The organism is Pseudarthrobacter sp. NBSH8, assembly GCF_014217545.1.
Lineage (GTDB): Bacteria > Actinomycetota > Actinomycetes > Actinomycetales > Micrococcaceae > Arthrobacter.
This window is the reverse complement of sequence record NZ_CP043178.1, coordinates 3071576-3096123: the sequence shown is the minus strand read 5'-3', so window position 1 is coordinate 3096123 and position 24548 is coordinate 3071576. Positions and strand designations below refer to the sequence as shown.

28 protein-coding genes and 1 pseudogene are annotated in these 24548 nt (G+C 65.4%); 15 read left to right on the top strand and 14 right to left on the bottom strand.

Annotated features, from left to right (window positions below; translation table 11 throughout):
- Positions 1-5 precede the first annotated feature (5 nt).
- From FYJ92_RS14235 to FYJ92_RS14220, 4 genes and pseudogenes are all read right to left on the bottom strand, one after another.
- On the bottom strand, positions 6-344 hold the full coding sequence (locus FYJ92_RS14235; protein WP_185261272.1) for a YnfA family protein: 339 nt from the start codon (positions 342-344) through the stop codon (positions 6-8).
- Between the two features lie 116 nt (positions 345-460).
- Positions 461-655: pseudogene (locus FYJ92_RS14230) on the bottom strand (N-acetyltransferase family protein); the annotation flags it as partial.
- Between the two features lie 62 nt (positions 656-717).
- Positions 718-1068: a metalloregulator ArsR/SmtB family transcription factor gene (locus tag FYJ92_RS14225; protein WP_185261271.1), complete on the bottom strand. Its 351-nt coding sequence runs from the start codon at positions 1066-1068 to the stop codon at positions 718-720.
- 109 nt (positions 1069-1177) lie between these two features.
- Positions 1178-1918: an MIP/aquaporin family protein gene (locus FYJ92_RS14220; RefSeq protein WP_185261270.1), complete on the bottom strand. Its 741-nt coding sequence runs from the start codon at positions 1916-1918 to the stop codon at positions 1178-1180.
- Between the two features lie 46 nt (positions 1919-1964).
- Here FYJ92_RS14220 and FYJ92_RS14215 point away from each other — a divergent pair, with 46 nt between their 5' ends.
- The 6 genes from FYJ92_RS14215 (at position 1965) to FYJ92_RS14190 (ending at position 6469) form a co-directional block, all read left to right on the top strand.
- Positions 1965-2639 (top strand): helix-turn-helix domain-containing protein, encoded by a 675-nt coding sequence (locus tag FYJ92_RS14215; protein WP_185261269.1) that lies wholly within the window; start codon positions 1965-1967, stop codon positions 2637-2639.
- A gap of 87 nt (positions 2640-2726) precedes the next feature.
- The gene (locus FYJ92_RS14210; RefSeq protein WP_185261268.1) at positions 2727-3149 is read left to right on the top strand and encodes an arsenate reductase ArsC; all 423 of its coding nucleotides are present in this window, start codon (positions 2727-2729) and stop codon (positions 3147-3149) included.
- On the top strand, positions 3149-4576 hold the full coding sequence (locus FYJ92_RS14205) for an FAD-dependent oxidoreductase (protein WP_185261267.1): 1428 nt from the start codon (positions 3149-3151) through the stop codon (positions 4574-4576). The genes FYJ92_RS14210 and FYJ92_RS14205 overlap by 1 nt, the downstream gene beginning before the upstream one ends.
- A complete protein-coding gene (locus FYJ92_RS14200; RefSeq protein ID WP_185261266.1) occupies positions 4573-4995 on the top strand; it encodes a low molecular weight phosphatase family protein in 423 nt (140 codons plus the stop codon). The genes FYJ92_RS14205 and FYJ92_RS14200 overlap by 4 nt, the downstream gene beginning before the upstream one ends.
- A gap of 125 nt (positions 4996-5120) precedes the next feature.
- A complete protein-coding gene (locus tag FYJ92_RS14195) occupies positions 5121-5984 on the top strand; it encodes a CoA ester lyase (protein ID WP_185261265.1) in 864 nt (287 codons plus the stop codon).
- 260 nt (positions 5985-6244) lie between these two features.
- Positions 6245-6469 carry a DUF3188 domain-containing protein gene (locus FYJ92_RS14190; RefSeq protein WP_185261264.1) on the top strand — a complete coding sequence of 75 codons (225 nt, stop codon included), beginning with the start codon at positions 6245-6247 and terminating at the stop codon, positions 6467-6469.
- On the opposite strand, the gene FYJ92_RS14185 is transcribed toward FYJ92_RS14190, so the two are convergent.
- Together FYJ92_RS14185 and FYJ92_RS14180 are read right to left on the bottom strand one after the other, a co-directional pair.
- Positions 6459-8120 (bottom strand): SulP family inorganic anion transporter, encoded by a 1662-nt coding sequence (locus FYJ92_RS14185; RefSeq protein ID WP_185261263.1) that lies wholly within the window; start codon positions 8118-8120, stop codon positions 6459-6461. The two genes, FYJ92_RS14190 and FYJ92_RS14185, sit on opposite strands and share 11 nt — an antisense overlap.
- Positions 8117-8494: a metalloregulator ArsR/SmtB family transcription factor gene (locus tag FYJ92_RS14180; RefSeq protein WP_185261262.1), complete on the bottom strand. Its 378-nt coding sequence runs from the start codon at positions 8492-8494 to the stop codon at positions 8117-8119. Before FYJ92_RS14180 ends, FYJ92_RS14185 begins: the two co-directional genes overlap by 4 nt.
- Before the next feature lie 101 nt (positions 8495-8595).
- Between FYJ92_RS14180 and FYJ92_RS14175 the strand changes: the two genes are divergently transcribed.
- The 5 genes from FYJ92_RS14175 (at position 8596) to FYJ92_RS14155 (ending at position 13359) form a co-directional block, all read left to right on the top strand.
- Positions 8596-9063: a MaoC family dehydratase N-terminal domain-containing protein gene (locus FYJ92_RS14175; protein ID WP_058931676.1), complete on the top strand. Its 468-nt coding sequence runs from the start codon at positions 8596-8598 to the stop codon at positions 9061-9063.
- A gap of 2 nt (positions 9064-9065) precedes the next feature.
- The gene (locus FYJ92_RS14170; RefSeq protein WP_185261261.1) at positions 9066-9503 is read left to right on the top strand and encodes a MaoC family dehydratase; all 438 of its coding nucleotides are present in this window, start codon (positions 9066-9068) and stop codon (positions 9501-9503) included.
- A gap of 4 nt (positions 9504-9507) precedes the next feature.
- Positions 9508-10782: a sugar MFS transporter gene (locus tag FYJ92_RS14165; RefSeq protein ID WP_370525990.1), complete on the top strand. Its 1275-nt coding sequence runs from the start codon at positions 9508-9510 to the stop codon at positions 10780-10782.
- 26 nt (positions 10783-10808) lie between these two features.
- Entirely contained in the window at positions 10809-11876 is a 1068-nt protein-coding gene (locus tag FYJ92_RS14160; RefSeq protein ID WP_185261260.1) for a UDP-N-acetylmuramate dehydrogenase, read from the top strand.
- Positions 11877-12261: 385 nt separating this feature from the next.
- On the top strand, positions 12262-13359 hold the full coding sequence (locus tag FYJ92_RS14155) for a winged helix DNA-binding domain-containing protein (protein WP_185261259.1): 1098 nt from the start codon (positions 12262-12264) through the stop codon (positions 13357-13359).
- A gap of 92 nt (positions 13360-13451) precedes the next feature.
- Here the strand turns inward: FYJ92_RS14155 and asd are convergent, their stop codons facing one another.
- The 4 genes from asd to FYJ92_RS14135 all read right to left on the bottom strand — a co-directional run bounded on the left by asd (position 13452) and on the right by FYJ92_RS14135 (position 16293).
- Complete coding sequence (asd, locus tag FYJ92_RS14150) at positions 13452-14594, bottom strand: aspartate-semialdehyde dehydrogenase (RefSeq protein WP_185261258.1); 1143 nt, start codon at positions 14592-14594, stop codon at positions 13452-13454.
- A 94-nt stretch (positions 14595-14688) separates the two neighbouring features.
- On the bottom strand, positions 14689-14907 hold the full coding sequence (locus tag FYJ92_RS14145; RefSeq protein WP_185261257.1) for an NF038396 family protein: 219 nt from the start codon (positions 14905-14907) through the stop codon (positions 14689-14691).
- A 1-nt stretch (position 14908) separates the two neighbouring features.
- On the bottom strand, positions 14909-15493 hold the full coding sequence (locus FYJ92_RS14140) for a dihydrofolate reductase (RefSeq protein ID WP_185261256.1): 585 nt from the start codon (positions 15491-15493) through the stop codon (positions 14909-14911).
- Positions 15490-16293 (bottom strand): thymidylate synthase, encoded by an 804-nt coding sequence (locus FYJ92_RS14135; protein ID WP_185261255.1) that lies wholly within the window; start codon positions 16291-16293, stop codon positions 15490-15492. Before FYJ92_RS14135 ends, FYJ92_RS14140 begins: the two co-directional genes overlap by 4 nt.
- Between FYJ92_RS14135 and FYJ92_RS14130 the strand changes: the two genes are divergently transcribed.
- Positions 16286-16513 (top strand): hypothetical protein, encoded by a 228-nt coding sequence (locus FYJ92_RS14130; RefSeq protein ID WP_185261254.1) that lies wholly within the window; start codon positions 16286-16288, stop codon positions 16511-16513. The genes FYJ92_RS14135 and FYJ92_RS14130 overlap by 8 nt on opposite strands.
- Here FYJ92_RS14130 and FYJ92_RS14125 read toward each other — a convergent pair.
- The 4 genes from FYJ92_RS14125 to FYJ92_RS14110 form a co-directional block, all read right to left on the bottom strand.
- Complete coding sequence (locus tag FYJ92_RS14125) at positions 16510-17478, bottom strand: NUDIX hydrolase (protein WP_185261253.1); 969 nt, start codon at positions 17476-17478, stop codon at positions 16510-16512. The two genes, FYJ92_RS14130 and FYJ92_RS14125, sit on opposite strands and share 4 nt — an antisense overlap.
- A 10-nt stretch (positions 17479-17488) precedes the next feature.
- Entirely contained in the window at positions 17489-19738 is a 2250-nt protein-coding gene (locus FYJ92_RS14120; protein WP_185261252.1) for an RNA degradosome polyphosphate kinase, read from the bottom strand.
- A 148-nt stretch (positions 19739-19886) separates the two neighbouring features.
- Entirely contained in the window at positions 19887-20858 is a 972-nt protein-coding gene (gene mshD, locus FYJ92_RS14115) for a mycothiol synthase (protein WP_185261251.1), read from the bottom strand.
- A 234-nt stretch (positions 20859-21092) separates the two neighbouring features.
- Positions 21093-21791 (bottom strand): response regulator transcription factor, encoded by a 699-nt coding sequence (locus tag FYJ92_RS14110; protein ID WP_185261250.1) that lies wholly within the window; start codon positions 21789-21791, stop codon positions 21093-21095.
- Between the two features lie 381 nt (positions 21792-22172).
- Here FYJ92_RS14110 and FYJ92_RS14105 point away from each other — a divergent pair, with 381 nt between their 5' ends.
- The 3 genes from FYJ92_RS14105 to FYJ92_RS14095 all read left to right on the top strand — a co-directional run bounded on the left by FYJ92_RS14105 (position 22173) and on the right by FYJ92_RS14095 (position 24489).
- Entirely contained in the window at positions 22173-22907 is a 735-nt protein-coding gene (locus tag FYJ92_RS14105) for a permease (protein WP_255482419.1), read from the top strand.
- Between the two features lie 170 nt (positions 22908-23077).
- Positions 23078-23692, top strand: coding sequence for an FABP family protein (locus FYJ92_RS14100; protein ID WP_185261249.1), 615 nt, complete (start codon positions 23078-23080; stop codon positions 23690-23692).
- Between the two features lie 74 nt (positions 23693-23766).
- A complete protein-coding gene (locus tag FYJ92_RS14095; RefSeq protein ID WP_185261248.1) occupies positions 23767-24489 on the top strand; it encodes a flavodoxin family protein in 723 nt (240 codons plus the stop codon).
- Positions 24490-24548: the final 59 nt, after the last annotated feature.

The window sequence follows — 24548 nt, the reverse complement described above, 5'->3', positions numbered from 1 at the left end:
GATTCTCAGACAGCGGTGCGTGGTGCGAACATGATCACGGCCACCCCGAGCAGGCAGATCACGGAGCCGGTGACATCCCACCGGTCAGGCCGGAACCCATCGAAGATCATGCCCCAGGCCAGTGATCCGGCCACGAACACGCCTCCGTAGGCGGCGAGTATCCGGCCGAAGTGGGCGTCCGGCTGCAGGGTCGCGGCGAAGCCGTAGATTCCGAGGGCGAGCACTCCCAGGCCCGCCCACCACCAGTCCTTGCCCTCGCGGACAGACTGCCAAACGAGCCAGGCCCCACCAATTTCGGCCGCGGCGGCGAGGATGAACAACAGAACTGTTTTTGCGATAGTCACGGATTCATCATTGCAGGGCTGTCGGCGCGGGCAGCAGTATGGCTGGCGCGCGAGTATGCGGAGTCATTGGGGAATGAGCCGTCCGTACTTTCCGGGACCGGCCGGCTTTTCGCTGACTAGATGGAGGGGGAGCGGCGTTCGATCAAGATCGTGTCCCGCCACTGGCCGTTAAGGGGACCATGTGACATGCGGGCAATGCGGTTTCTGCGTCCGACGATAACGAAACCGGCGGTCTGGTGGAGGTCGAGGCTGAGTCCATTCTCGGGAAACACGCTGGCCTGGATCGTCCAGATTCCAGCGCTCCGGACTGACGGCCAGTCGGACGGCTCCATGTTCCGCAGGGTCACCGTGTTCCGCAGGATCATCGTGGGGGTCATAAGTTGCCCAGGATGCCGGCGACGACGTCGAGGGCGCCGGGGACGAGGGAGTAGTAGGCCCAGGTGCCGCGTTTTTCGCGGTGCAGCAGCCCTGCCTCCACCAGGATTTTCAGGTGGTGGGAGACCGTGGGCTGGCCCAGGTCCAGCGGTGCCGTCAGGTCGTACACGCAGGTTTCACCGGAAGCGTCGGCCTTGACGATGGAAAGCAGGCGCAGCCGGTTCGGATCGGCCAGCGCCTTGAAGACCAGGGCTTTCTGCTTCGCTTCCTCGGCCCCCAGTGTAGTCGGCCCTGCCGGGGTGCAGCAGGCGTCATCCGTGGCCTGGTCGAGGAGGGGCATCAAGTTCATGTACCCATTATGCCTGAATATTGACCGTCATCAATGTATAAGCATCGCGGTTCCGTCGCGGCTCCGCTGCCGGGAGGGGCACCATGCCGACCCGGCCGGCCGGGCCGTACTAGGAGCTGGCCTTTTCTGACGAGCGCGGCAGAACGACGTCGTCCGAATAGTTCGCGGCGGAGGGGAACAGGATGAGCAGTAGCCCCAGACCTACGGCTGCCCCGAGCAGCTGCGCCACCACGAAGCCGGGGGCGGAGCCCGGTGCGATGCCGGCGAAGGTGTCGCTGAAGATGCGGCCGACCGTCACGGCCGGGTTCGCGAACGACGTCGAGGACGTGAACCAGTAGGCGGCGCCGATGTAGGCACCCACCGCCGGAGCTGCAAGGGCGCCCCGGTTGGTAGCGGCCAGAGCGAAAATCAGCAGGACGAGTCCTGCGGTGGCGACGACTTCACCCAACAGGTGCCCGGTGGTGGCACGGTCCTTCATCGAGATGGAGGTTCCCACCTCAAACATGGCGTTCGCGAGCACGCTGCCGCCGATGGCACCCACGGTTTGTGCAATCGCGTAGGTGCCGAGCTCCGGCAGTGTCAACCCGGTTCCGCGGCGCCGGCCCAGGACCCAGTCCACGAGCGAGACCGCGGGGTTGAAGTGTGCGCCGCTGACGGGGCCGAGGATGAGGATCAATACAGTCAATCCCAGGAATGTGGCGGTGCTGTTTTGCAGTAGCTGTAGGCCCACGTCACCGGGGGATAGCTGCTGTGCCGCGATCCCGGAGCCGACGACGATGGTGACGAGCAGGCCGGTGCCCAGCAGTTCGGCGACGGCGCGGCGCCACAGCGGCGGCTGATTGGAAGTCATGCCAACTAGCTTGACCCAAGATATTATCTCAGTCAAAATTGAACCAATGAATACTGAGCCAGCTGAAGCCTTTCAGGCGCGGGTTGCCAAGCATGCCGCCCTCGCGGATCCCGCACGGCTGCGCATCGTGGACCTGCTGACACTGGGCGACCTTTCCCCCACGGAACTGCAGGCCGAGCTCGGGATGCCGTCAAATCTGCTCTCCCATCACCTGCGCGCGTTGGAGGGGGCGGGCCTGGCGACCCGCCACCGCTCAGAAGCGGACAGGCGGCGCAGCTACTTCCGGCTCGCCGCCGATGCACTCGAAGGGCTCGCTCCGGGGGCCGGGCGCGGGGCCAGCCGCGTGCTTTTTTTGTGCACGCGGAACAGTGCCCGGTCGCAACTGGCCGCCGCGCTCTGGAATCAGGTCAGCGGAATTCCCTGCATCTCGGCCGGAACGCATCCGGCGGGCAGTATTTCCCCGGGGGCCATCGATGTCGCCCGCCGCCACGGCGTGGCCCTTGCCCACGTTTCCCCGCGCCGGCTGGAGGATGTGGGGCGCGACGACGACTTCGTTGTGACCGTGTGCGACAACGCCCACGAGGAGCTCTCCGGTCGTCGCGGTATCCATTGGTCAATTCCGGATCCACTGCGACTGAACACCAGGGAGGCCTTTGAAGATGCCTTTACCGACATCTCCCACCGCGTCCGGGACCTGGCGCCCCGACTGCGCGCCGCCTAGTCGTTACTAGATATTGACAAGCGTCAATATATAATCCGATACTCACTGTATCGACAAGTATCAATGTTTTGATCCCAGGAGAACCACGTGAGCACCGAAACCGTCAAAAAGCCCTCCGTTCTGTTCGTCTGCGTCCACAACGCCGGCCGGTCCCAGATGGCCGCCGCCTTCCTCGCCACACTCTCCAACGGCGGGATCGAGGTCCGCTCCGCCGGTTCCCAGCCCGCCGACAACGTCAACCCGGCCGCCGTCGAGGCCATGGCGGAGCTTGGCATCGACATGTCTGCCGAGATCCCCAAGGTCCTCACCACAGAGGCCGTCAAGGAGTCCGACGTCGTGATCACCATGGGCTGCGGCGACGAATGCCCGTACTTCCCGGGCAAGCGCTACGAAGACTGGGTCCTGGAGGATCCGGCCGGCCAGGGTGTCGAATCGGTCCGCCCCATCCGCGACGAAATCAAGAACCGCATCGAAGGACTCATCGAGTCCCTGATCCCGGCGAACAGCTGATGGAAACGACAAAACCAGAGGGCGTGGATCCGGTGAAGAACCTTCCTGTCGCAATCATTGGCGGCGGCCCCGTTGGGCTGGCCACGGCGGCACACCTGCTCGAACGCGGCCTCGAGCCGCTGATCTTCGAAGCCGGCCCGACGGCGGGATCCGCCATCGAACAGTGGCGCCACATCCGGCTGTTCTCGCCGTGGCGGTTCAACCTCGACGCCGCAGCAGTGCGTTTGCTGGAACCCACCGGCTGGGAGACCCCCCGCCTGACGGCACTCCCTTATGGCGGTGAGCTGATTGATCTCTACCTTGCCCCGCTGGCCGCGACGCCGGAGATCTCCTCCCGACTCCAGACGTGCGCACGGGTCATCGCAGTGACACGCCAGGGCATGGACAAAACCCACGTCCGGGGCCGCGACGCCGCGCCCTTCATCGTCCGGGTCGAACACGACGGTGGCGAGGTCCGTGACCACACCGTGGCCGCCGTCGTCGACGCCTCCGGCACGTGGTCCACGCGCAACCCGCTGGGAACCTCCGGCCTGCCCGCCATCGGCGAGGACACTGCCCCTGGCCGGATCTCCTCTCCGCTGCCGGACGTCACAGGACGGGACAGCGCCTCCTTCGCGGGCCGCCGGGTGCTTGTGGTCGGTGCCGGACATTCGGCCGCGAACACGCTGATCAATCTGGCCGACCTCGCCAAGGAAGCGCCAGGAACCACCATCCTATGGGCCGTGCGCGGTGCCTCCGGCGAGAAGGTTTACGGCGGTGGAGACGCCGATGGCCTGCCCGCCCGCGACCAACTCGGATCCCGGCTCCGCCGGCTCGTCGAGGCCGGAACCATCGAACTGCATACGGGCGTCGGGATCTCGTCGCTGAACACCCTGGATACCCACGTGAGCGTAGAAGCCGTCGACGGGCGCACCCTGAACGCGGACATCATTGTCCCCTGCACAGGCTTCCGCCCGGACTTGGGCATCCTGCGCGAACTCCGGCTCAACCTTGACCCCGCCGTCGAAGCACCCGTCCGGCTGGGGCCGCTGATCGACCCCGAATTCCACTCCTGCGGCACGGTCCAGCCGCACGGTGCCAGGCTGCTCGCCCACCCGGAGAAAAACTTCTACATTGTCGGCATGAAGTCCTATGGCCGTGCCCCGACGTTCCTGCTGGCCACGGGCTACGAACAGGTCAGGTCCGTCGCCGCGGCTCTCGCCGGCGACCAGGCCGCGGCGGACACTGTTCACCTGGAGCTCCCCGAAACCGGGGTGTGCTCCACCGACGGCGGCACCAGCTGCGACGTCCCCGCGGCCTCGGCAGCGCATCTTGGCGGCTCGGCTGAGAGCGGCTGCTGCGCCGCACCCGAACCGGTCCGCATTGGATTCCTTACCGGGCTGGTGCACGGCCGCTCCGCAGAAAAGAAAGAAGACATCAACTCATGACCGAAGGCACCAACGCTCCCCGCATCCTGTTTGTTTGCAGCAAGAACGGTGGCAAGTCCCAACTGGCGGCCGGACTCATGCGGGATCTCGCCGGGAACGACGTCACCGTTCACTCGGCAGGCACCAAGCCGGGCAGCTGCCTGAACAACGAGGCTGTGGACTCCCTGAACGAACTCGGCATCGACATTACGGGGGAGCACCCCAAGCCCGTTACTGACGAGGTGCTTGAGGCCGTCGACGTCGTTATCGTGCTGGGCACCGAAGCCAAACTCGAACCCCGCAAAGGCACCCGCTTCGAAACGTGGGAAACCGACGAACCTTCCACCCGGGGCATCGAAGGCATGGAACGTATGCGTCTGGTGCGCGACGACATCAGCACCCGCGTCCGGAAGCTGTACGCGGAACTCACGGGCAATTGAGCCGGCCCAACCCTGTGGGTCAGCTCGTCCTCCGGGTGGGGAGCAACCCGGTCGCATCTGTATTGTTCGGCACGTCCGGTGCCATGGCTTAGCGCTGGCGGGGCCCGGGCAGATACGGTAGTAGTATGACGTCACCCACCGCCACCGAGACCTTACGGCCTAAGCGCAACATCCCAGCAGAAATCGCCCGTTCGTGGCTTCTGGTCAACGCGATGAAAACCGACCTGTTTGACCAGTCGGCTGTTTCGCGCGCTGATTCGATCATCCTGGACATCGAGGACGCCGTGGACCCGTCGCAAAAGGACGAGGCACGCGGACACGTGATTGACTGGCTCAGCGGCGGCGGCCAGGCTTGGGTCCGCATCAACGATGCCACCAGCCCGTTCTGGGCCGATGACCTTGCAGGGCTGCGCGGGACGCCGGGACTGCTGGGCGTGATGCTCGCCAAGACCGAATCAGCTGACCAGGTGACCGAAAGCTTCCACCGGATGGACGGCAAGACGCCCGTCATCCCGCTCGTGGAATCTGCTCTCGGCATCGAGGAAGCCAACAACATCGCCAAGGCCCAGGGTGCCTTCCGCCTGGCCTTCGGTTCAGGTGACTTCCGCCGCGACACCGGCATGGCGGCAACCGCGGAGGCCATGGCTTACCCGCGCGCGAAGCTGGTGGTTGCCAGCCGCGTCGGCAACCTTCCGGGCCCCATCGACGGCCCCACCGTCGGCACCAACCACCCCATCCTGCGCGAGCAGACCGGCATCACCGTGATGATGGGCATGACCGGCAAGCTGTGCCTGGCCATCGATCAGACGAATGTCATCAACGAGGTCATCAGCCCCACGCCGTCCGACGTCGCCTGGGCCACGGATTTTATGTCCGACTTCGAGGCCAACGGCCGCGTCATCCGCGACGGCTCGGACCTGCCCCGCCTGGGCCGCGCCGAAAAGATCATGAAACTCGCCGTGGCGTTCGGCGTTCAGCCGGCGCTGTAGCGCTACCCGTTTTACCCAAAGCACACGAGAGACCCCGTGACCGATACCCGCTATCTGGTTCACGGGGTCTTTGGGGATGGCGCCCCGCAGTCGTTAGGGCACGACGGCGGCACGCGGCCGCGGTCCGCGCGCTTGCTGGCCAGAGTTTGCGGTGGACGTTGGCCGGCCGGCTGCCCGGACCATCGCCCTGGGGACCTTCGTCGCGGAGGTTCCGGCAGTGCAGGAACCGTTGTTCTGAACGTGCTCGGTAGACTGTCACGGTGCTCAAAGAATTCTGGGAGTCAGCGCCCACCTCGTACAAAGTCCTGGTGTTCGGCGCCATGGGCCTCATCGGCGTCGGGATCATCCTGAACCTGATCGGCAACACCTCCGGAAACCAGGGCCTGGCCATAGCTTCCCTGCCGCTGATCGGTCTCGGCCTCCTCCTGCACGTCGCCGGGATTGTGGTGCGCGGCCAGACCATCCGGAAGAACCTCAAGCGTTAGCGGCAGCGTTCCGGCGTACGTGGCTGCGGGCGTGTTCCACAGCCTCGGGCAGGGACGTGAACAGGTGCTTGTGGTGCCGCAGTGAGCGGATTACGCCGACGTTGGTCACGAGCTCGAGGTGTTGGGGCTGAACACCTTTCAGCAGGACTGTCACGCCGCGCAGTTCCAGCGCGGAGATGACCTCCACCAGCATGTGGGCTCCGGTGGCGTCGAGCATCCGGACCTGTGACAGGCGGATTATTGCCACCTGGATGTCCCGGACCTGGCTGATTTCCTGCAGGAGGCGTTCCGCGGCGCCGAAGAACATGGCCCCGTCCAGCCTGAAGAGCGCGATGTGCTCGTCCCCCTCCTCGTGCGGTCCTGGAATCTCTTCACGCTTTACGCTGCTGAGCGTGGCGAACTTCCGCAGCGTAAAGAGGGCCGCGGCGACAAGCCCGATCTCGATGGCCACTATCAGGTCGAAGGCCACGGTAATAAGCGCCGTCAGGATGAACACAAAGGCGTCGGCCCGGGTGGAGCGCATGATGGCGGTGACCGTGTGCCGTGACACCATGCGGGTTGCCGTGACCATCAGGATCCCGGCCAGGACCGCCAGCGGGATCTTTCCTACCAGGCTGGCCGCCAAGTAGATGATGGCCAGCAGCACGAGCGCGTGAACAATCGCAGCGAGCCGGGTCTTGGCTCCGGAGCGTACGTTGACCGCGGTCCGGGCGATGGCGCCTGTGGCCGGCATGCCGCCGAAGAACCCCGCCGCAACGGAGGCCAGTCCTTGCCCCATGAGTTCCCGGTCCGGACTGTACGCCCCGGAGGGCCTCCCGCCAGGGCCAACCATGCCGGCTGCCACGCGTGCGGAAAGCAGGGACTCGATGGCGGCCAGTATTGCGATGGACACCGCAGGCATGAGCAGCCCGCCCAGCACTGCCGGATCAAGGGACGGCATCGACGGTGCGGACAGGGAATGTGGCAGGGTGCCGATCCGTGGAATGTCCAGCCGCAGCAGCTCAGCCGCCACAGTGGCCAGCAGTACTGCGATTAGGCTCGCGGGCAGGGACTTGTTCACCTTCGCAAGCAGGAGCATCACGGCGGCCACACCCACCACGACGCCGAGCGTCTGAAGAACCGCGGGCAAGGTGGCCTGGGAGGTGCTCTCGAAGGCGGCCAGAAGCGTGTTGTGCCCCGGGATCCCGGCTGTACCGGTGGCGAGCGGAACCTGCTGGAGGAAAATGATGGCGGCTATTCCCAGCGTGAAGCCTTCCACCACCGGCCAGGGGATAAACGCCACGGCCCGGCCCAGGCCGCTGATTCCAAGGATGCATACCAGCAGTCCCGCCATTACGGACAGCAGCGCCACGCTGCCAGTGCCGTGGACTGCCACTACCGGGGCAAGCACCACCACCATGGCGCCTGTGGGGCCCGATACCTGGACAGGGGAGCCGCCCATCACGGCCGCCACCAGCCCGGCCACAACGGCGGTGATGAGTCCGGCTTCAGCGCCGACGCCCGAACTTACTCCGAACGCCAGGGCCAGCGGCAGGGCCACAATCCCCACCGTGGTGCCGGCCAGCAGATCCGTTTTCCATGACGAGCGCAGCCCGTCATAGTCGCGGCGGGACGGCAGGAACCGGCTGAGGTGCGCCAAGGCGGCCCTCATGAATCTGAACGTTTCAGATGCTCGCTGGGCAGGCCCTGTGCGAGTCTGAGCTGTGCGTTGGAATCGGCCAGGCCGTCGAGGAGGAAGATCCGGGCGATGGCCAGCAATTCGGCGATCATCGGATGTGCCAGGCGGTACGTCACCGAGTTGGCGGACCGCACTGAGGTGACCACTTTGTGCTTGCGCAGGGTGGCCAGGTGCTGGGAGAGGTGGGAGGCCTCGAGCCCGGTTTCAGCGAGCAGGTAGCTCACGGCAGCCGTGTTCTCCGGCGCGGCGGCTAACAGTTCCAGGATTCGAATCCGTGCCGGGTGGGCAAGGGCCTTGAACAGGTTGGCCTTGATCTCGTAGAGCGGAGCCTGGGCGGGAGACAACATGGGCGGCGCTCCTGGTAAAACTACTTGATGGAATGATTAATTCATCATATCAAGGTGGTGCAAGGCCCTCCCGGACGCCGGGCAACGATAGGCTTGAGGCCATGACTATCAATCCGGACCTGCAGGGCCGCAGCTACCCTGCCGCAGAGGTTTACGACGTCGGCCGCGAGAAGATACGCGAGTTCGCCCGCGCGGTCAAGGCCACGCACCCAGCCCATTTCGACGTCGAGGCCGCCAAGGCCCTGGGGCACAAAGACCTGGTGGCACCACCCACGTTCGCCATCATCATCGCCCAGCGCGCCGATGCCCAGCTGATCGAGGATCCGGATGCCGGCATCGATTTCTCCCGCGTGGTCCACGCGGACCAGCGCTTCATCCACCACCGCCCCATCTTTGCCGGCGACCGCCTGGTTGCCGAACTGCACGTTGACGGTGTCCGGGCCATGGGCGGCGGGGCCATGATCACCACCCGCCAGGAAATTTTTGCCCTGACCGACGGCGGCAACGGACCGCGCGAGGCAGTTGCCACCACCACGTCATCCATCCTGGTCCGCGGAGAGGGACAGTAACAATGAGCCCCAGCTTCCACGAACTCAGCGCCGGGCAGGACATCGGCAGCCGCACCATCGAGGTCACCCGCACCGACCTGGTCAAGTACGCCGGCGCCTCCGGCGACTTCAACCCCATCCACTGGAACGAAGCCTTCGCCACCGGCGTGGAACTGCCCGGCGTCATCGCCCACGGCATGTTCACCATGGGTGCCGCCGTGCAGCTGGTGACCGACTGGGCAGGCGACCCCGCCGCCGTCGTCGACTTCCAGACCCGCTTCACCAGGCCGGTCCTGGTCACCGACACCACCGGAACCCCGGACGCCGGGGCCATCATCGAGGTCAGCGGCGCCATTGGAAAGCTCGACGCCGAGGCCGGCACCGCCCGCGTTGACCTCACCGTGGTTGCGGCGGGCCAGAAAGTGCTGATGAAGGCCCAGGCCGTCGTCAGGCTTTCATGATCCTTTGACCCTGAACACAACTGCCTCGGCCGAGGTCACGGCTTGGCGCAATGCCGTGGTGGTTGCCTACGCCGGCAGCGGACTGGCCTTCGCATCCTGGGTATCCCGGCTTCCGGCGATCCGCGACGGGCTGGACCTGACCCCCGGCACTGTGGGCTTGCTGTTGCTGTGCATGACGCTGGGGTCGTTCGTCTCGGTGTCCGCGTCGGGGCTGATCGTGCTCCGCCTGGGTTCCAAACGGACCATTCGTGCCGGCGCCATCATGGTGGGCTGCGGCATGGCCATCGCCGGATTTGGAACATCGGTACTGGCCACCCCGGTCGCGGTGGCCGCGGGTCTTGCCGTCATCGGGTTGGGCTCCGCCAGCTGGAGTACGGCCGCCAATGTTGAGGGTGCCTCGGTGGAACGCGCGGTGGGCCGGCACATCATGCCCCGGCTCCACGGCGCGTTCAGCCTCGGCACCGTGGCAGGTGCAGGCCTTGGGGCGTGGGCCGCAGCCGCCTCCGTCCCGGTGTTTTGGCACCTGGTGTCGGCCGGCGTCGTGGTTGCCGTCTCGGTGACGACGGCGGCAGCCTGGTTCCGTTCAGATGTCACCCCGGTCGCGGGGGAGCGGAAGTACGTCCCGGACAACTTCGAGGATCCGTTCACCGGCCCGATCCCCATTGTCACCGCCGGCGCGCCGGCTGACGGTTCCGGGGCCCCGCTGGACAACAAACGCAAGATCGCGGATGCCTGGCGCGACCGGCGCACCCTGCTGCTCGGAGTCATGGTCCTGGGGCTTGCCTTGGCCGAAGGTGCGGCAGGGGACTGGGTGGCCTTGGCCCTCGCCGACGGGCACGGCCAGACCGACGCTGCCGGCGCCGCGGGCTACGGGCTCTTCGTGACGTTCATGACCATCGGACGCTTCGCCGGCACGGTGGTCCTGGACCGCTTCGGCCGCGTCCCGGTGATGCGCTGGTGCGCCGCGCTGGCAGTGTTCGGGCTCGGCGTGTTTGTGTTCGCCCCCGTTCCGTGGATCGCCTTTGTGGCCTTGGCCATCTGGGGACTCGGCGCCTCACTGGGGTTCCCGGTGGGTATGTCCGCCGCCGCCGACGATCCCGCCAAGGCCGCGGCCCGCGTCTCCGTGGTCTCCACCATCGGCTACGGTGCCTTTCTGTGCGGGCCGCCGCTGTTGGGGCTGCTGGCCGAACACGTGGGCATCCTGCACTCGCTGCTGGCCGTGATGGTGATGCTGGTGGCCACCTTCCTGCTCTCGCCGGTGGCCCGGAAACTTTCATAGCGTTTCCCCTAAGTTAGGGTGGATAGGTGACTTCCACCCTGCTTTCTGCCCTGACCACCGCCGCCGTCGGAGGACCCGCCGGCAAGTACATTGAGGCCACAACCGAGGCGGAGATCATCGACGCCGTCCGCACGGCGGACGCTGCGGGGGAGCAGGTCCTCATCATCGGCGGCGGCTCCAACCTCCTGATTTCCGACGACGGTTTCCCCGGCACCGTGGTCAGGATCGCCTCGCAGGGGTTCACCGTCAACGCCGAGGATTCCTGCGGCGGCGTGGCAGTGGTGGTCCAGGCCGGCCACAATTGGGATGCCCTGGTGGAACACGCCGTGCTGCATGCCTGGTCCGGCGTTGAAGCGCTGTCCGGTATCCCGGGCGCCACGGGCGCCACGCCGGTGCAGAACGTCGGGGCCTACGGATCTGACGTCTCCCAAACCATCGCGGCGGTACGCACCTGGGACCGGAGCCGGAACTCGGTTCAGACCTTCACCAACTCCGAGTTGAAGTTCGGCTACCGCGATTCCATTCTGAAGCAGACCACTGTCGAGGGCTCACCCCGCTACGTGGTGCTGACCGTGGAATTCCAGCTCCCGCTGGGCCGGATGAGCGCGCCCATCCGCTACGCCGAACTGGCCCGCTCACTCGGTGTGGAGGCAGGCAAACGGGCTTACTCCAACGATGTCCGCCGGGAAGTCCTGCGGTTGCGTGCCTCCAAGGGCATGGTCCTCGACCCCGCCGACCGGGACACTTATTCCACTGGTTCGTTCTTCACCAACCCGATAGTCCCCCTGGACGTGGCGGCAACGCTGCCGGAGTCCGCGCCGCAGTACCCCGCCGGGGCGGACGGGCTGGTGAAGCTGTCCGCCGCGTGGCTGATCGACCAGGCAGGGTTCGGCAAGGGCTATGGCCTGGAGGGGGTCAGCGCCTCCGGCGGGCGGGCGTCACTGTCCACGAAACACACGCTGGCCATCACCAACCGTGGCTCCGCCAGCGCCACGGACATGCTGGCCATCGCGCGCGAGGTGCGCGCCGGCGTCGTCGAACGCTTTGGCATTGAACTTCACCCGGAACCGCTGCTCATTGGCCTGGCGCTCTAGCGTCAGCCTGCCAGCGAGGACACAGGCCACCAAACCGATCGTGGCGGTGGCGTGGGCGAGGATCCAGAGCAGCCGGCCGCTTACGGGATTGATCTTCCAGTCGCGCAAAATGCGGACCTTGCCGCGGCCCACCCGGATGCCGGGAAAGTGTACGGCGTACCCTCCGCCCAGCGACAGGAACAGGGAAGGCAATAAGAGTTCCAGGGGTGCCCCGCCGTCTCCCCCGGGCTGGAATCCAATGGCCGGGGCCTGGCCGATGGCCAGGCCGGCCAGGACCGAAATGCTCCCTGCCAGCAGCGATATCTGTGTTCCGCGCGCGAACAAGTGCCACAAACTCCCCAAAGTCATGGTTACACCCTATCGGGCAAGGTCCTACGATGAGGACATGGCCTTGAACCGCGTGAGCCCCAAGGTGATGGGCAGGTTGCGCCTTGCCTCTCAAGGACTCATCGGCCCCGGACGTGGCTCGGTTGAGGATGCGGTCCGCTGGATGACGGCCACGCAGGCGCAGGACCTGCAGGCCGCGCTCTGGGCCATCGGCCTCCGCGTTCCGGGTGCAGGGTTGACGGACGTCCGGGCAGCCCTGGACAGTGGCAGCGTGGTCCGGTCCTGGCCGATGCGCGGCACGCTGCACTTCGTGGCTCCCGAGGATCTGCGCTGGATGCTGGGCCTGACCACCGAGCGTCTCAGCCGCATCCTTGCCGGCCGGCACCGGGAACTGGACATCACATGGGCGGACATCGAGAAATGCCGCGACGTAGCCCTGGAGCGGATCGCGGCCGGCGGTCCCGTGAGCCGGACCGAAGCCTTTGACGTGTTTGCGGCAGCCGGGCAGCCCACCACCGGTCAGCGCGGGATCCATATCCTGGGGACGTTGTGTCGGCACGGATGGTTGGTCCAAGGACCATTGGCCGGGAACCAGCAGCTGCTGGTGGCCTTCGATGACTGGATCCCGGTGTCTCGGGACCTTGAACAGCAGGAAGCGACCGCCGAGTTCATGCTGCGTTACTTCCGCAGCCACGGCCCTGCCAGCGTCCGCGACTTCGCGTGGTGGACGCAGATTCCCCTGACCAACGTGCGGGCCGCGTTTGAGCTCGTCAGCGGGCAGCTGGTGGAGCTGGAATTCGGGGGTGCCAGCTATTGGATGTCACCGGAGACTGCGTCAATGCTCGACGACGGTGTGCCCGGACAGCGGTCTGTCCTCCTGCTGGCGGGCTTCGACGAGTTTGTGCTGGGCTACCAGGACCGCACCCTCGTCTTGGCGCCGGAGCACGCCAACAAGATCGTCCCGGGCGGCAACGGAGTATTCAAGAAGACAGTCGTGGCAGGGGGAGAAGTGATCGGCACGTGGGCGCGAGCCGGCTCGATCCGGAGCGCCGCCGTCGTGGCTGAACTCTTTGACGAGACCCGGCCACTGGGACCCGCTGGTCAGGCGGCTTTCGACAAGGCGGCCAAACTATACCGCGCGTTCCTGGACAGCTGACACTGATAGCAACGCGGGGTCACTTAAGGCCCATCCGACGGTGCGGAATGGGCCTTAAGTGACCCCGCGTTGCTGCTTAAAGTGAGGCGGACCTACAGGTTCCCGGTGGCGATGTTGAGCATGCGGCGTAGCGGCTCGGCGGCGCCCCAGAGCAGCTGGTCACCAACGGTAAAGGCGCTGATGTATTCCGGGCCCATTTCCATCTTGCGGATGCGGCCCACGGGGATGTCCAGTGTGCCGGACGCGGCCACGGGGGTCAGGCCTGCCATGGAGTCTTCCTTGGTGTTCGGGACGACCTTGGCCCACTCGTTGTCTTCCGAGAGGAGCTTCTCGATCTCGGCCACGGACAGGTCCTCGCGGAGCTTGAGCGTCAGAGCCTGCGAGTGCGACCGCATGGCGCCGATCCGGATGCACAGGCCGTCCATGATGATCCGGTTTTCGTCCGACGTGCCCAGGATCTTGTTGGTCTCAACCCCGGCCTTCCACTCTTCCTTCGACTGGCCGTTGCCCAGGTCCGCATCGATCCACGGGATCAGGGAACCGGCCAGCGGCACGCCGAACTGGGTGGCGTCGATGTCGGTGCGCTGGTGGGCCAGTACCTTGCGGTCAATTTCCAGGATGGCGGACGCCGGGTCGTCCAGTTCGGAGCTGACCTCGGCGTTGAGCGTGCCGAACTGGCTGAGCAGCTCGCGCATGTGCCGGGCGCCGCCGCCGGAGGCCGCCTGGTAGGTCATGGAGGTGCCCCATTCGACGAGGCCGTTCTTGAACAGCCCGCCGAGGCCCATAAGCATGCAGGACACAGTACAGTTGCCGCCGATGAAGTCCCTGGTGCCGTTGACCAGGCCCTTGTCGATGACGTCCCGGTTGATCGGGTCCAGCACGATGATCGAGTCGTCGTTCATGCGCAGCGTCGAGGCGGCGTCGATCCAGAGGCCGACCCAGCCGCGGCTGCGCAGCTCGGTGTGCACGCGTTTGGTGTAGTCCCCGCCCTGGGCGGTGACAATAATGGGCAGCTTAGCGAGCGTGTCGACGTCGAACGCGTCCTCAAGCTTGCCGGCCGCGCCGGCGGCAGCACCGGCAATTGACGGGGCGGCACCTCCCGCGTTTGACGTGGAGAAGAACACCGGGTTGATGCTGGCGAAGTCGCCCTCGTCCTGCATACGCTGCATCAGGACGGAGCCGACCATGCCGCGCCATCCGACCAGGCCGACGGAGGGGGTAGCTGCTGTAGTCATTCGTACAGTTTAGACGCCGGAACGGGCCAGGCGCAGTCGGTTACGTCATACCCCGTGGGGACGGCGTGCGACGGCGTGCGGCATGAAACCGAGGTCAGCCGCGGTTGGTTTCCGCCTGCATCGCAGCTTTGCGGAGCCGTAAAGCGTAGAAGGCGCCGAAGGCGAAGACCTGCGTGACCACCACCAGGATGATGGCACCGGCGATCTTGTTGCCGCCCAGGATCATGGTCAGGCCAACGATCGCAGACAGCAGCGCGAGCAGCGGCAGCAGCATGTAGCCCAGGACAAACAGTGTTTCTGGTTTTTTCAGCATCTCAGCCCTGCGTCCTCATCCATTTGGTAAACCTGTAGCGTGTTCCGTTGGCAGCTGTCAGCCACCCGTCCGGCGGGACGGACGCCGCCGCCTCCCAGGTTTCATCGAGCTCGGGAGCGAACGTGTCGCCGTCGGCCTCCACATCGATGGTGGTGACCACCGCGACGTTGGCGAGTTGGGTGGACTGGCGGAAGACTTCGCCGCCGCCCAGGATCCACACTGTCTCGCCGCCGTCGACGAACTGAGACTCCAGGAGGGCATCATCCAGGGAAGGGACCACGACGGCGCCCTCCGCCTCAGGCGAATCGCCCCAGTTTTTCTGCCGCGTGATCACAATGTTCGTCCGGCCCGGCAGGGGCCGGTACTTGTCCGGGAAGGACAGCCAGGTCTTGCGGCCCATGATCACCGGGTGCCCCACGGTGAGGCGGTTGAAGTGCTTCAGGTCTTCGGGCAGGTGCCAGGGCATGTCGCCGTTTTTGCCGATCACGCCGCCGGACGTCTGCGCCCACACCAAGCCGACGCCGGTCACGGAACCGGCAAGCTCCTGCGCGAAGGACTGGGGGTCTGCTGCGTTTCCGGTACTCATACGGCGATTGGGGCCTTGATCGTGGGGTGGTGCTGGTAACCCACCACCTCGAAGTCCTCGAGCGTGTAATCGAAGATCGACGCCGGCTTCCGGGTGATCAACAGCAGCGGGTAGTCATACGGTTCCCGGTCCAGCTGCTTCAGGACCTGGTCCATGTGGTTCTCGTAGATGTGGACGTCGCCGCCGGTCCATACAAACTCGCCGGGCTCCAGCCCCACCTGCTGCGCAATCATGCAGGTGAGCAGGGCGTAGGAGGCGATGTTGAAGGGCACGCCCAGGAACATGTCCGCCGAGCGCTGGTAGAGCTGGCAGGACAGTTTGCCGTCAGCCACATAGAACTGGAAGAACGCGTGGCACGGAGGCAGCGCCATCTCCTTGAGCTCGGAGACGTTCCACGCGGACACGATGTGCCGGCGTGAATCCGGGTTGGTTTTGAGGTTCTCCACGAGCTCGGCGATCTGGTCAATATGGCCGCCGTCAGGGGTAGGCCAGCTGCGCCACTGGACGCCGTACACGGGACCCAGTTCGCCTTCCGCGTCAGCCCACTCGTTCCAGATACTCACGCCCTGATCCTGCATCCACTTTAGGTTCGATTCGCCGCGCAGGAACCACAACAGCTCCACCGCCACGGACTTGAAATGCACGCGTTTGGTGGTGACCAGCGGGAAGCTCCGGCCAAGGTCAAAGCGCAATTGACGGCCGAAAACACTGGTGGTTCCGGTGCCCGTGCGGTCGGATTTGTGCGTGCCATGGGCCAGGACGTCACGCAGGAGGTCTTCATAAGGCGTCGGGATGCTCACGGCTAAAGTCTACCGGGGCGCTCCTCCCGCGGCCGCCGCCGACATCGCCAGGAAGCTGACGAACGTCATGTATGCCATGAGGGCCACCGCCGGGATCCACATGACGGCCGGCCCGGTCAGTCCCAACCAACCCAGCAGGCTCAACCAGCAGAACAAAGCGGCCAACCCCGGGGCCAGCCCGGCAGCGATGCCCCGGCCGGCCTGGTGCGGAAAGCCTTAGTCGTCGAAGGGCTTGAATTGCTCCACGGCCACGATGCGGTGCTTGTTGCCGACGGCCACGTGGCACACCACCATCTCGCCAGGGGACAGATAAGGGTCCGAGTCCGGCAGGAGCGTGCGCAGACGGCCCGGCATGTGCTTGCCCAGCTGGCCCAGTACTGTGGGCAGTGCAGGACGGTGCGTGCAGACGGCGACGGGCTGTGCCTTTTCCAGGAGCGACTCGATGATGGCAGCGGTTTTTTTGGGCGTCCGGGAGTGCTTATGTTCTGTCAGCGCCTCCACCAGTTTGACCTTGGCCCCGGTCGCCCTCAAGTACGGCGCCACGGTTGACACGCAGCGCTGCCAAGGACTGGTCACCACGCGCGGCGGCTTCCAGGCCTGCAGCAGCCGGCCGACAGCCTGAGCCTGCCTGATTCCCGTCGCGGCCAGCGGCCGTTCACCCTCGGCTTTGGACCAGGACGAGCGCGGTTTGGCCTTCGCATGCCGCACCACAATCAGCGGCCACGTGTTCAGCTCGCCGCGGGTATGGGCAGCCTGCAGATACTCCAGGGGAACGACGTCGGACGGGTTGGTCAGCAGCCCGGCGGCCGTTTCGGGGGCGCACCACACCACGCGGTCCACCTCCTTGCCGTCGGGAACGAGCCGGGCACCGTTGACCTGGACCGCCCAGTAGTGGACCACCTTCAGTCCGGACGTCACGTGGTAGTGGATGGGCGGGAGCGGGATGCCCAGGGGCGCGGCAAGCCCGATTTCCTCCTGCACCTCACGTGCGGCGCATTCGGGAATGGTCTCGCCGGGGTCGATCTTGCCCTTGGGCCAGGACCAGTCGTTATACCGCGGACGGTGGATCAGCAGGACTTCAAGACCGTCCGAGTTGATCCGCCAGGGCAGCGCCCCGGCCGCGACGACGGCAACTGCCTCGCCGGGATGGTCTGTCTGGTCTGCTACGAGGTTGTCGCTCGCCAACGCCGTAGCCCTACCGCCGGCTCAGGCTGCGCTGGCGGGTGCGCGAGGCCAGCAGCCAGGACTGGATGTCGTCGAGGGGGCTGCCGTCGTCGGCAATGTGGTGCCGGTTCCACATGCCCTCGTTATCCAGGTGCCAGCTGGCTGTTTCCGGGTCCATGTAGCGCCGCAGCAGGTCAAGGACGTAGCGGATGTCGTCAGGATTGGACAGCTGGACCAGGGCCTCGACCCTGCGGTCCAGGTTTCGGTGCATCATGTCGGCCGAGCCGATGTAAACCACGGGATCGCCGCCGTTGGCGAAGGCGAAAACCCGGGAGTGTTCCAGGAAGCGGCCCAGCACCGAGCGCACGGTGATGTTGTCGCTGAGGCCCGGAACGCCGGGACGCAGCGAGCAAATGCCGCGCACAATGACGTCCACCATCACGCCGGCCTGGGAGGCGCGGTACAGGGAATCGATGATGGCTTCGTCCACCATGGAGTTGACCTTGATCTGCACCCTGGCGGCCAGCCCGGCGCGGGCGTTGCGGATCTCGGTCTCGATGCGGTCAATCAGCCCCGAGCGGACGGAGCGGGGAGCAACCAGGAGCCGCTTGAACGTGGACTTCGGCGCGTAGCCGGAGAGCTGGTTGAACAGCTTGGAAAGGTCCTCGCCCACCTGGTCATTGGCGGTCAGCAGGCCAAGGTCCTCGTAGTAGCGGGCCGTCCGGGGGTGGTAGTTGCCGGTGCCGATGTGGCAGTAGCGGCGCAGCCCGTCCACTTCCTGGCGAACCACCAGCGACAGCTTGCAGTGGGTTTTCAGGCCCACGATGCCGTAGACCACGTGGACGCCCGCCTGTTCCAGCTTGCGGGCCCAGGAGATGTTGGCCTGCTCATCGAACCTGGCCTTGATCTCCACGAGGGCCAGCACCTGCTTGCCGGCCTCGGCGGCGTCGATCAGGGCGTCAACGATGGGGGAGTCGCCCGAGGTCCGGTACAGGGTCTGCTTGATGGCCTGGACCTTGGGGTCCGCGGCCGCCTGTTCCAGAAACGCCTGCACCGAGGTGGAGAAGGAGTCGTACGGGTGGTGGAGCAGGATGTCGCGGCGGCGCATGGCCGAGAAAACGTTGGCGGCCTTGGACGTCTCGGACTCGTTCAGGAACCGGGACGTGTGCGGCAGGTGCTTGGGGTAATGAAGGTCGGCACGGTCAATTCCGGCAATGACGGACAGCCCGCGGAGGTCCAACGGAGCCGGCAGCGAGTACACCTCGGACTCTTCCACGCCGAGCTCACGGATGAGCAGGGCCCGGATGTTCGGGTTGATGTCGTGGGTGACCTCAAGACGTACGGGAGGGCCGAACCGGCGGCGCAGCAGTTCCTTCTCCAGCGCCTGCAGGAGGTTCTCGGCGTCGTCCTCTTCCACCTCAAGGTCTTCATTGCGGGTGACGCGGAAAATGTGGTGTTCCAGGACTTCCATGCCGGCGAAGAGCTTGTCCAAGTGGACGGCGATGACTTCCTCAAGAGCAATAAAACGCGCCACGCGTCCCGCGACAGCTCCGGCCCGCGGACCGTCGATGGAGATCAGGCGGGGAAGCTGGTCCGGAACCTTGAGGCGGGCGAAGAGCTCCTTGTCGCTCACAGGGTTGCGAACCACCACGGCCAGGTTCAGGGACAGCCCCGAAATGTAGGGGAACGGGTGCGCCGGGTCCACAGCCAGAGGCGTCAGGATGGGGAAGACCTTTTCGGCGAACATGGCGCTGAGCTGCTGCTTGGCGGCGTCGTCCAGTTCGTCCCAGTGCATCAGGTGGATGTGCTCGTAGGCCAAGGCGGGGCGGATCTGTTCGGCGTAGACCTGCGCATGGCGCTGCTGGAGACGGTGGGCTTCGTCGCCGATCTTCTCCAGGACCTCCACAGGGCTAAGTCCGGCAGGGGAGGGCACAGCGAGGTTGGTGGCGATCCGCCGCTTCAGGCCTGCCACGCGGACCATAAAGAACTCGTCCAGGTTGGACGCGAAGATGGACAGGAAAGCCACACGTTCCAGGAGGTGGAGCGCGGGATCTTCGGCGAGTTCCAGGACGCGGGAGTTGAATGCCAGCCAGCTGAGCTCGCGGTCCAGGAACCGGTCCGGCCGGATGTCCCCTTCGGGCACAGGGTTTGGCGCAAATTCGGGGATGTCGATCCGGTCCTGCGTTGCACGCGAGGCAGGGACTTCAGACGAGCCGAAGCGCGCGCGCACCGGCACCGAAGCGCCTTCGGACGTGACTGTTCCGGCGGGTTCCGGTTTCATGGTCTCTCCTCTTACCTGGCGCTTGATGCTGGCCCTCGGCCGGCGCGGTTCTCTACCAACCTTACAATCAATCAGCATCCACGAGCCCTGGATTTGGGCTTATCCGAAGCTGTTAGTCACACGAGTGGGCTAACTCACCCGGGCTCCCCTAAACGGCGGTCAGCGGGCCGTACATCACGTCCATGTCCCAGCGGGTGAAGCCCAAGCCCCGGTAGAGGGAAACGGCCGCAGTGTTGTCGGCATCCGTATAAAGCATCACGGCGTGAAGCCCCAGGCCCTGCAGATGCCTGATGCCTGCCACTGTGAGCGCTTTGCCCAGGCCCATACCCTGCGCGGCCGGTGTGACGCCCACCGCATAGACCTCGCCGATCGCCGGATGGGCGCCGTGGCGCGGATGCACCTTGGTCCAGTGGAATCCCAACAGCCGGTCCGCGGCGTCCACCGCCAGCAGGAAGCCGGCGGGATCAAACCAGTCCTCGGCCAGCCGGGCATCCAGGTCCGCGCGGGACATAGAGCCCTGCTCGGGGTGGTGGGCAAAGGCGGCGCGGTTCGCAGCCAGCCAACCGTCCTCGTCCTTGCCCGGCACAAAGGCGCGGAGCGTGACGCCGTCCGGGAGGCCGACGTCGGGCAGTTCCGCAGTGGCGGTAGTCAGCCTCATCTTCCAGAGTTCGCGGACCGGACCGTAGCCGTAGCGGGCGGCGAGGTCCGCTGCCGCCTCGTGGTTGCCATGGGACCAGGCCTTCAGGCCGTCCAGGCCGCGCCCTGACTTCAGTGCGCCCACAAGGCGGTCCGCCACGCCCTGGTTGCGGTAGCTCGGATGGACGGCAATTTCCAGCACGCCGCTGCCGTCCGCTTCCGCCACAACAACCGCAAACCCTGCCAGGTCCTGACCGGAGGAAGGATCGGAATCTTCGTCCGGCGCGTAGAGCGCAAGGGTCAGGAGGGAATGCTCCGCAGAGTCCCCGGCGCGGAGCGTCACCACCGTTTGTTCAGACAGCGAGGGGTTGCCGTCAGACTCCTCGGCAGCTGCCAGGAGCGTCACGCAGTCCTTCAGCAGTTGTTCCTCCACGCCGCCGTGGACAACAAGGACGGGCCATTTTTCCGGGTGCGCTGGACTCATGAGGCTAGGCTATACGCCCCGGCGGGAAGGCGCTCCGATTTGATGGCCCCGGGGCAGGCACGTATAGTCGTATCTCACCCGCCGGTTACGGCGGGAACGAGGGGGATCCACCAGTGGGGTGGCCTCGATACGTTCGACCCGTATGTCCTCCACCAACAAAGCTTCACAAATACACGAACAGCCCCGGACCACTCGTCCGGGGCTGTTCGTGCCTGAAGATGCTGTTGAACGGTGTCAGGCTTCTGTCAGTTCGTCTTCCTGCTGCCGCACCAGGGTCAGGCGGTAGCCGACGTTCCGGACCGTGCTGATCAGGTTTTCGTGGTCGGCGCCAAGCTTGGCACGCAGCCGACGGACGTGGACATCCACGGTGCGCGTGCCGCCATAGTAGTCATAGCCCCATACCTCGGTGAGCAGCTGCTGGCGGGTGAAGACGCGGCCGGGGTGCTGGGCGAGGTATTTGAGTAGTTCGAATTCCTTGAACGTCAGGTTCAGGGGCGCTCCGTTGACGCGCGCCGTGTAGCTCGCTTCATCGATGACCACACCTGCCGCGCGGATCTCCGTGGGGGCGTCATCCTTGTCCGGCACAGCCCGCGCCACGGAAAGCCTGATGCGGGCTTCCACTTCGGCGGGACCTGCTGATTCGAGCACGATGTCATCCACGGCCCAGGCCGAGGAAACGGCGGCCATGCCGCCCTCTGTCAGGATCAGGACCAAGGGTGCGCTCAGGCCGGTGGCCTTCAGTAACTGCGTGAGGGAGCGGGCGCCAACCAAGTCCTTGCGGGCGTCCAGGAGCACGATGTCGCAGGGATCTGTCTCCAGCAGGGCTGTGGGTTCCGCGGCGAGGATGTGCACGCGGTGATTCAGCAATTCCAGGGCAGGCAGGATGTCTACCGATGAACCGGTGCTGTTCGTCAATAGCAGGATGTGCGACATTGTTCCTCCAAGGGGCGTCCGCGCATCTTCGGGCGACTGAACCGGGTTTTCACCGGCCGGTACTATCTGACTGCAGCGAAGTTGGCCGACTAAGGATCTAACCGGCCGGCATCCGTTGCAGGAAGCGTAGCTGAACTTTGAGTATACCCATCAGCCCGCGCGACGGCTCGGATTCCGGCCCGGCAAACTTTCGTTTTGCGACATATCCGGGTCATATAAGGCAGGATTGAGCCGTGGGGCAGAACGCCCTGACGCGGTAGGCAGAGCCGCCGGGTCCACCGCCAGAATGGGATGCCACGAATTGAGTGCAGAGTCGAAGCCGCCGCGAACCGGCCGGCCGGGTCCCCGGTGACCGCCGAGGTGCAGGCCCCGGCAAAATCACTGGGCTCGTGGGTCATCGGTGTTGTCGGAGTGGCGGGTCTCGTGGCAATCATCGCCGGCGTGTACGTCTCCCGCGAGGCACTTATCGGCGTCGCCGTGGTGATCGCAATGGCGGTCGGCATCGGCTGGCCCCACTTCCTCCGCATCCCCGCAAAGAAGACCCTGGCAGCCGTCATTGCGCTGCCCGGCGTCGGATCTGCGCTCTCTGCCGGTTTCGTCCCCGCACCGGGCTTCCTGGACTGGACGCCTGCATTCATGGCGCTGGGCATGATGGCCGTGTTCATAGTGCAGCTCATCCGAGGCACCGGCCAGGCCCAACGGCTTGAATCCACCCTTGGCTGCTGCGCCGGTGTGCTCCTCTCATGCCTGGGTGCAGGCTGGATTGCCGGCGCGCGCTTCAACGGCGTGCGGGAGATGCTCCTGGTGGCTGCCATCAGCGCCGCCGTGGCACTGCTGGCCGGCCTGATCCGATGGCCGGACAGCATCGTGGCACCCCTCGGCATCGTGATGGCAGGACTTGCCGGGCCGCTGGCAGGCCTGGTGTTCTCCGACATTGCAGTTGTGCCAGCGGCGATCTTCGGCGTTGTGGTGGGCGCCGTACTGGTCAGCTTCCGCCGCCTCGTAACACTCCGCGGCGGTCCGCTCAATCTTTTGGCTGCGGTTAGCATGGGGCTTGCACCGGTTTCGGCCGTGGGCTCCCTGGCTTACTTCATAGACAAACTACTCATCTACTAACCGGTTAGGATGGCATCATGTCCGTACTTGCATTTGAAATCTTCTTCCTCGTCCTGCTCGGCATCGCCAGCCTGTCCATGGCCTGGTTCGCCGGCTTTGTGGTTTACCGCCTCTTCAAAGGCCAGAAGTAAACCCGTTCAACGAGCTAGCATTTTCCTGAGGTAATTGCCGTGCCGATAGAAATTCCAACAGACCTGACACCGGAACTTGTTCCGCTTTCCTGGCTCATTGGTGAGTGGGAAGGCAGCGGCCGGCTCGGCAGCGGGGACGAGGATTCGGAGCACTTCGTCCAGCATGTGTCCTTCACGCATAACGGCCTGCCGTATCTGCAGTACCGCGCGGAGAGCTGGTTAACTGACGACGACGGCACACGCCTGCGGCCGCTGACTGTTGAGACCGGCTTTTGGGCGCTGGAGCGCAAACAGCTTGATGCCGACGGCGGACCGGGCCTGATTCCGGCCGATATTGTTCCCGCACTCAAGAGCGCCGATGAAGTCGAAGCGCTGCGCAACAAAGACGGCGGGTTCGATATCTCGGTGTCCATCTCACATCCCGGCGGGATCTCTGAGCTCTACTACGGGCAGATCAAAGGCCCGCAGATCCAGCTCACCACCGACATGGTGATGCGCGGCAGCCACTCCAAGGACTACAGCGCGGCCACCCGGATCTTCGGCCTCGTGGACGGCAACTTGCTCTGGCGCTGGGACGTGGCCCCTGGCGGAACATCACAGCCCGGCAAGGGTCTCGAGGCGCACGCCTCGGCTTTCCTGAAAAAGGTTTCCTGACACCCCGCCGCGTCACCGATTCTCAGTAGACTTGGCGTCCTGGGCTTCACCCACGAGTGAATCAAGGGAGCGTCATGGCTACACCGAAGGACTCCACGGATTACAGCGACCTGAAGGCTGTGTTCTTCAACGGGACTCTCAAACTGTCGCCGGAGACCAGCAACACCGAAGGCCTGATCAACGTCAGCCGCCTCATCATGGAGAAGCAGGGCGTCAGCACCCGTGTGATCAGGACTGTCGATCACGACATCGCCAGCGGTGTCTACCCCGACATGACCGAGCACGGCTGGCCGTCGGATGAGTGGCCGGAACTGTACCCGGCTGTTGAAGAAGCCGACATTGTGGTGGTTGCCGGTCCCATCTGGCTCGGCGACAACTCCTCACAGACCAAGAAGCTCATCGAACGGCTGTACGCCCACTCCGGGCAGCTCAACAGCAAGGGCCAGTGGGCGTTCTACCCCAAGGTGGGAGGCTGCCTGATCACCGGCAACGAGGATGGCATCAAGCACTGTTCCATGAACGTGCTGTACAGCCTGCAGCATGTCGGCTTCACCATCCCGCCGCAGGCCGACGCCGGCTGGATCGGCCCGGTGGGTCCGGGCCCGAGCTACCTGGATGAAGGCTCCGGCGGCCCCGAATCCGACTTCACCAACCGCAACACCACCTTTATGACCTGGAACCTGCTGCATTTCGCCCGGATGCTCAAGGACGCCGGCGGGATTCCCGCGTACGGCAATCTTCCTGAAGAATGGAAAGCGGGAACCCGCTTCGACTTCGAGAACCCCGAATACCGCTGACGCCGCAGCGGGTGGGTAGCGGGTCCCGCTGCCCGAGACCGGAATACCTACTCACCTAA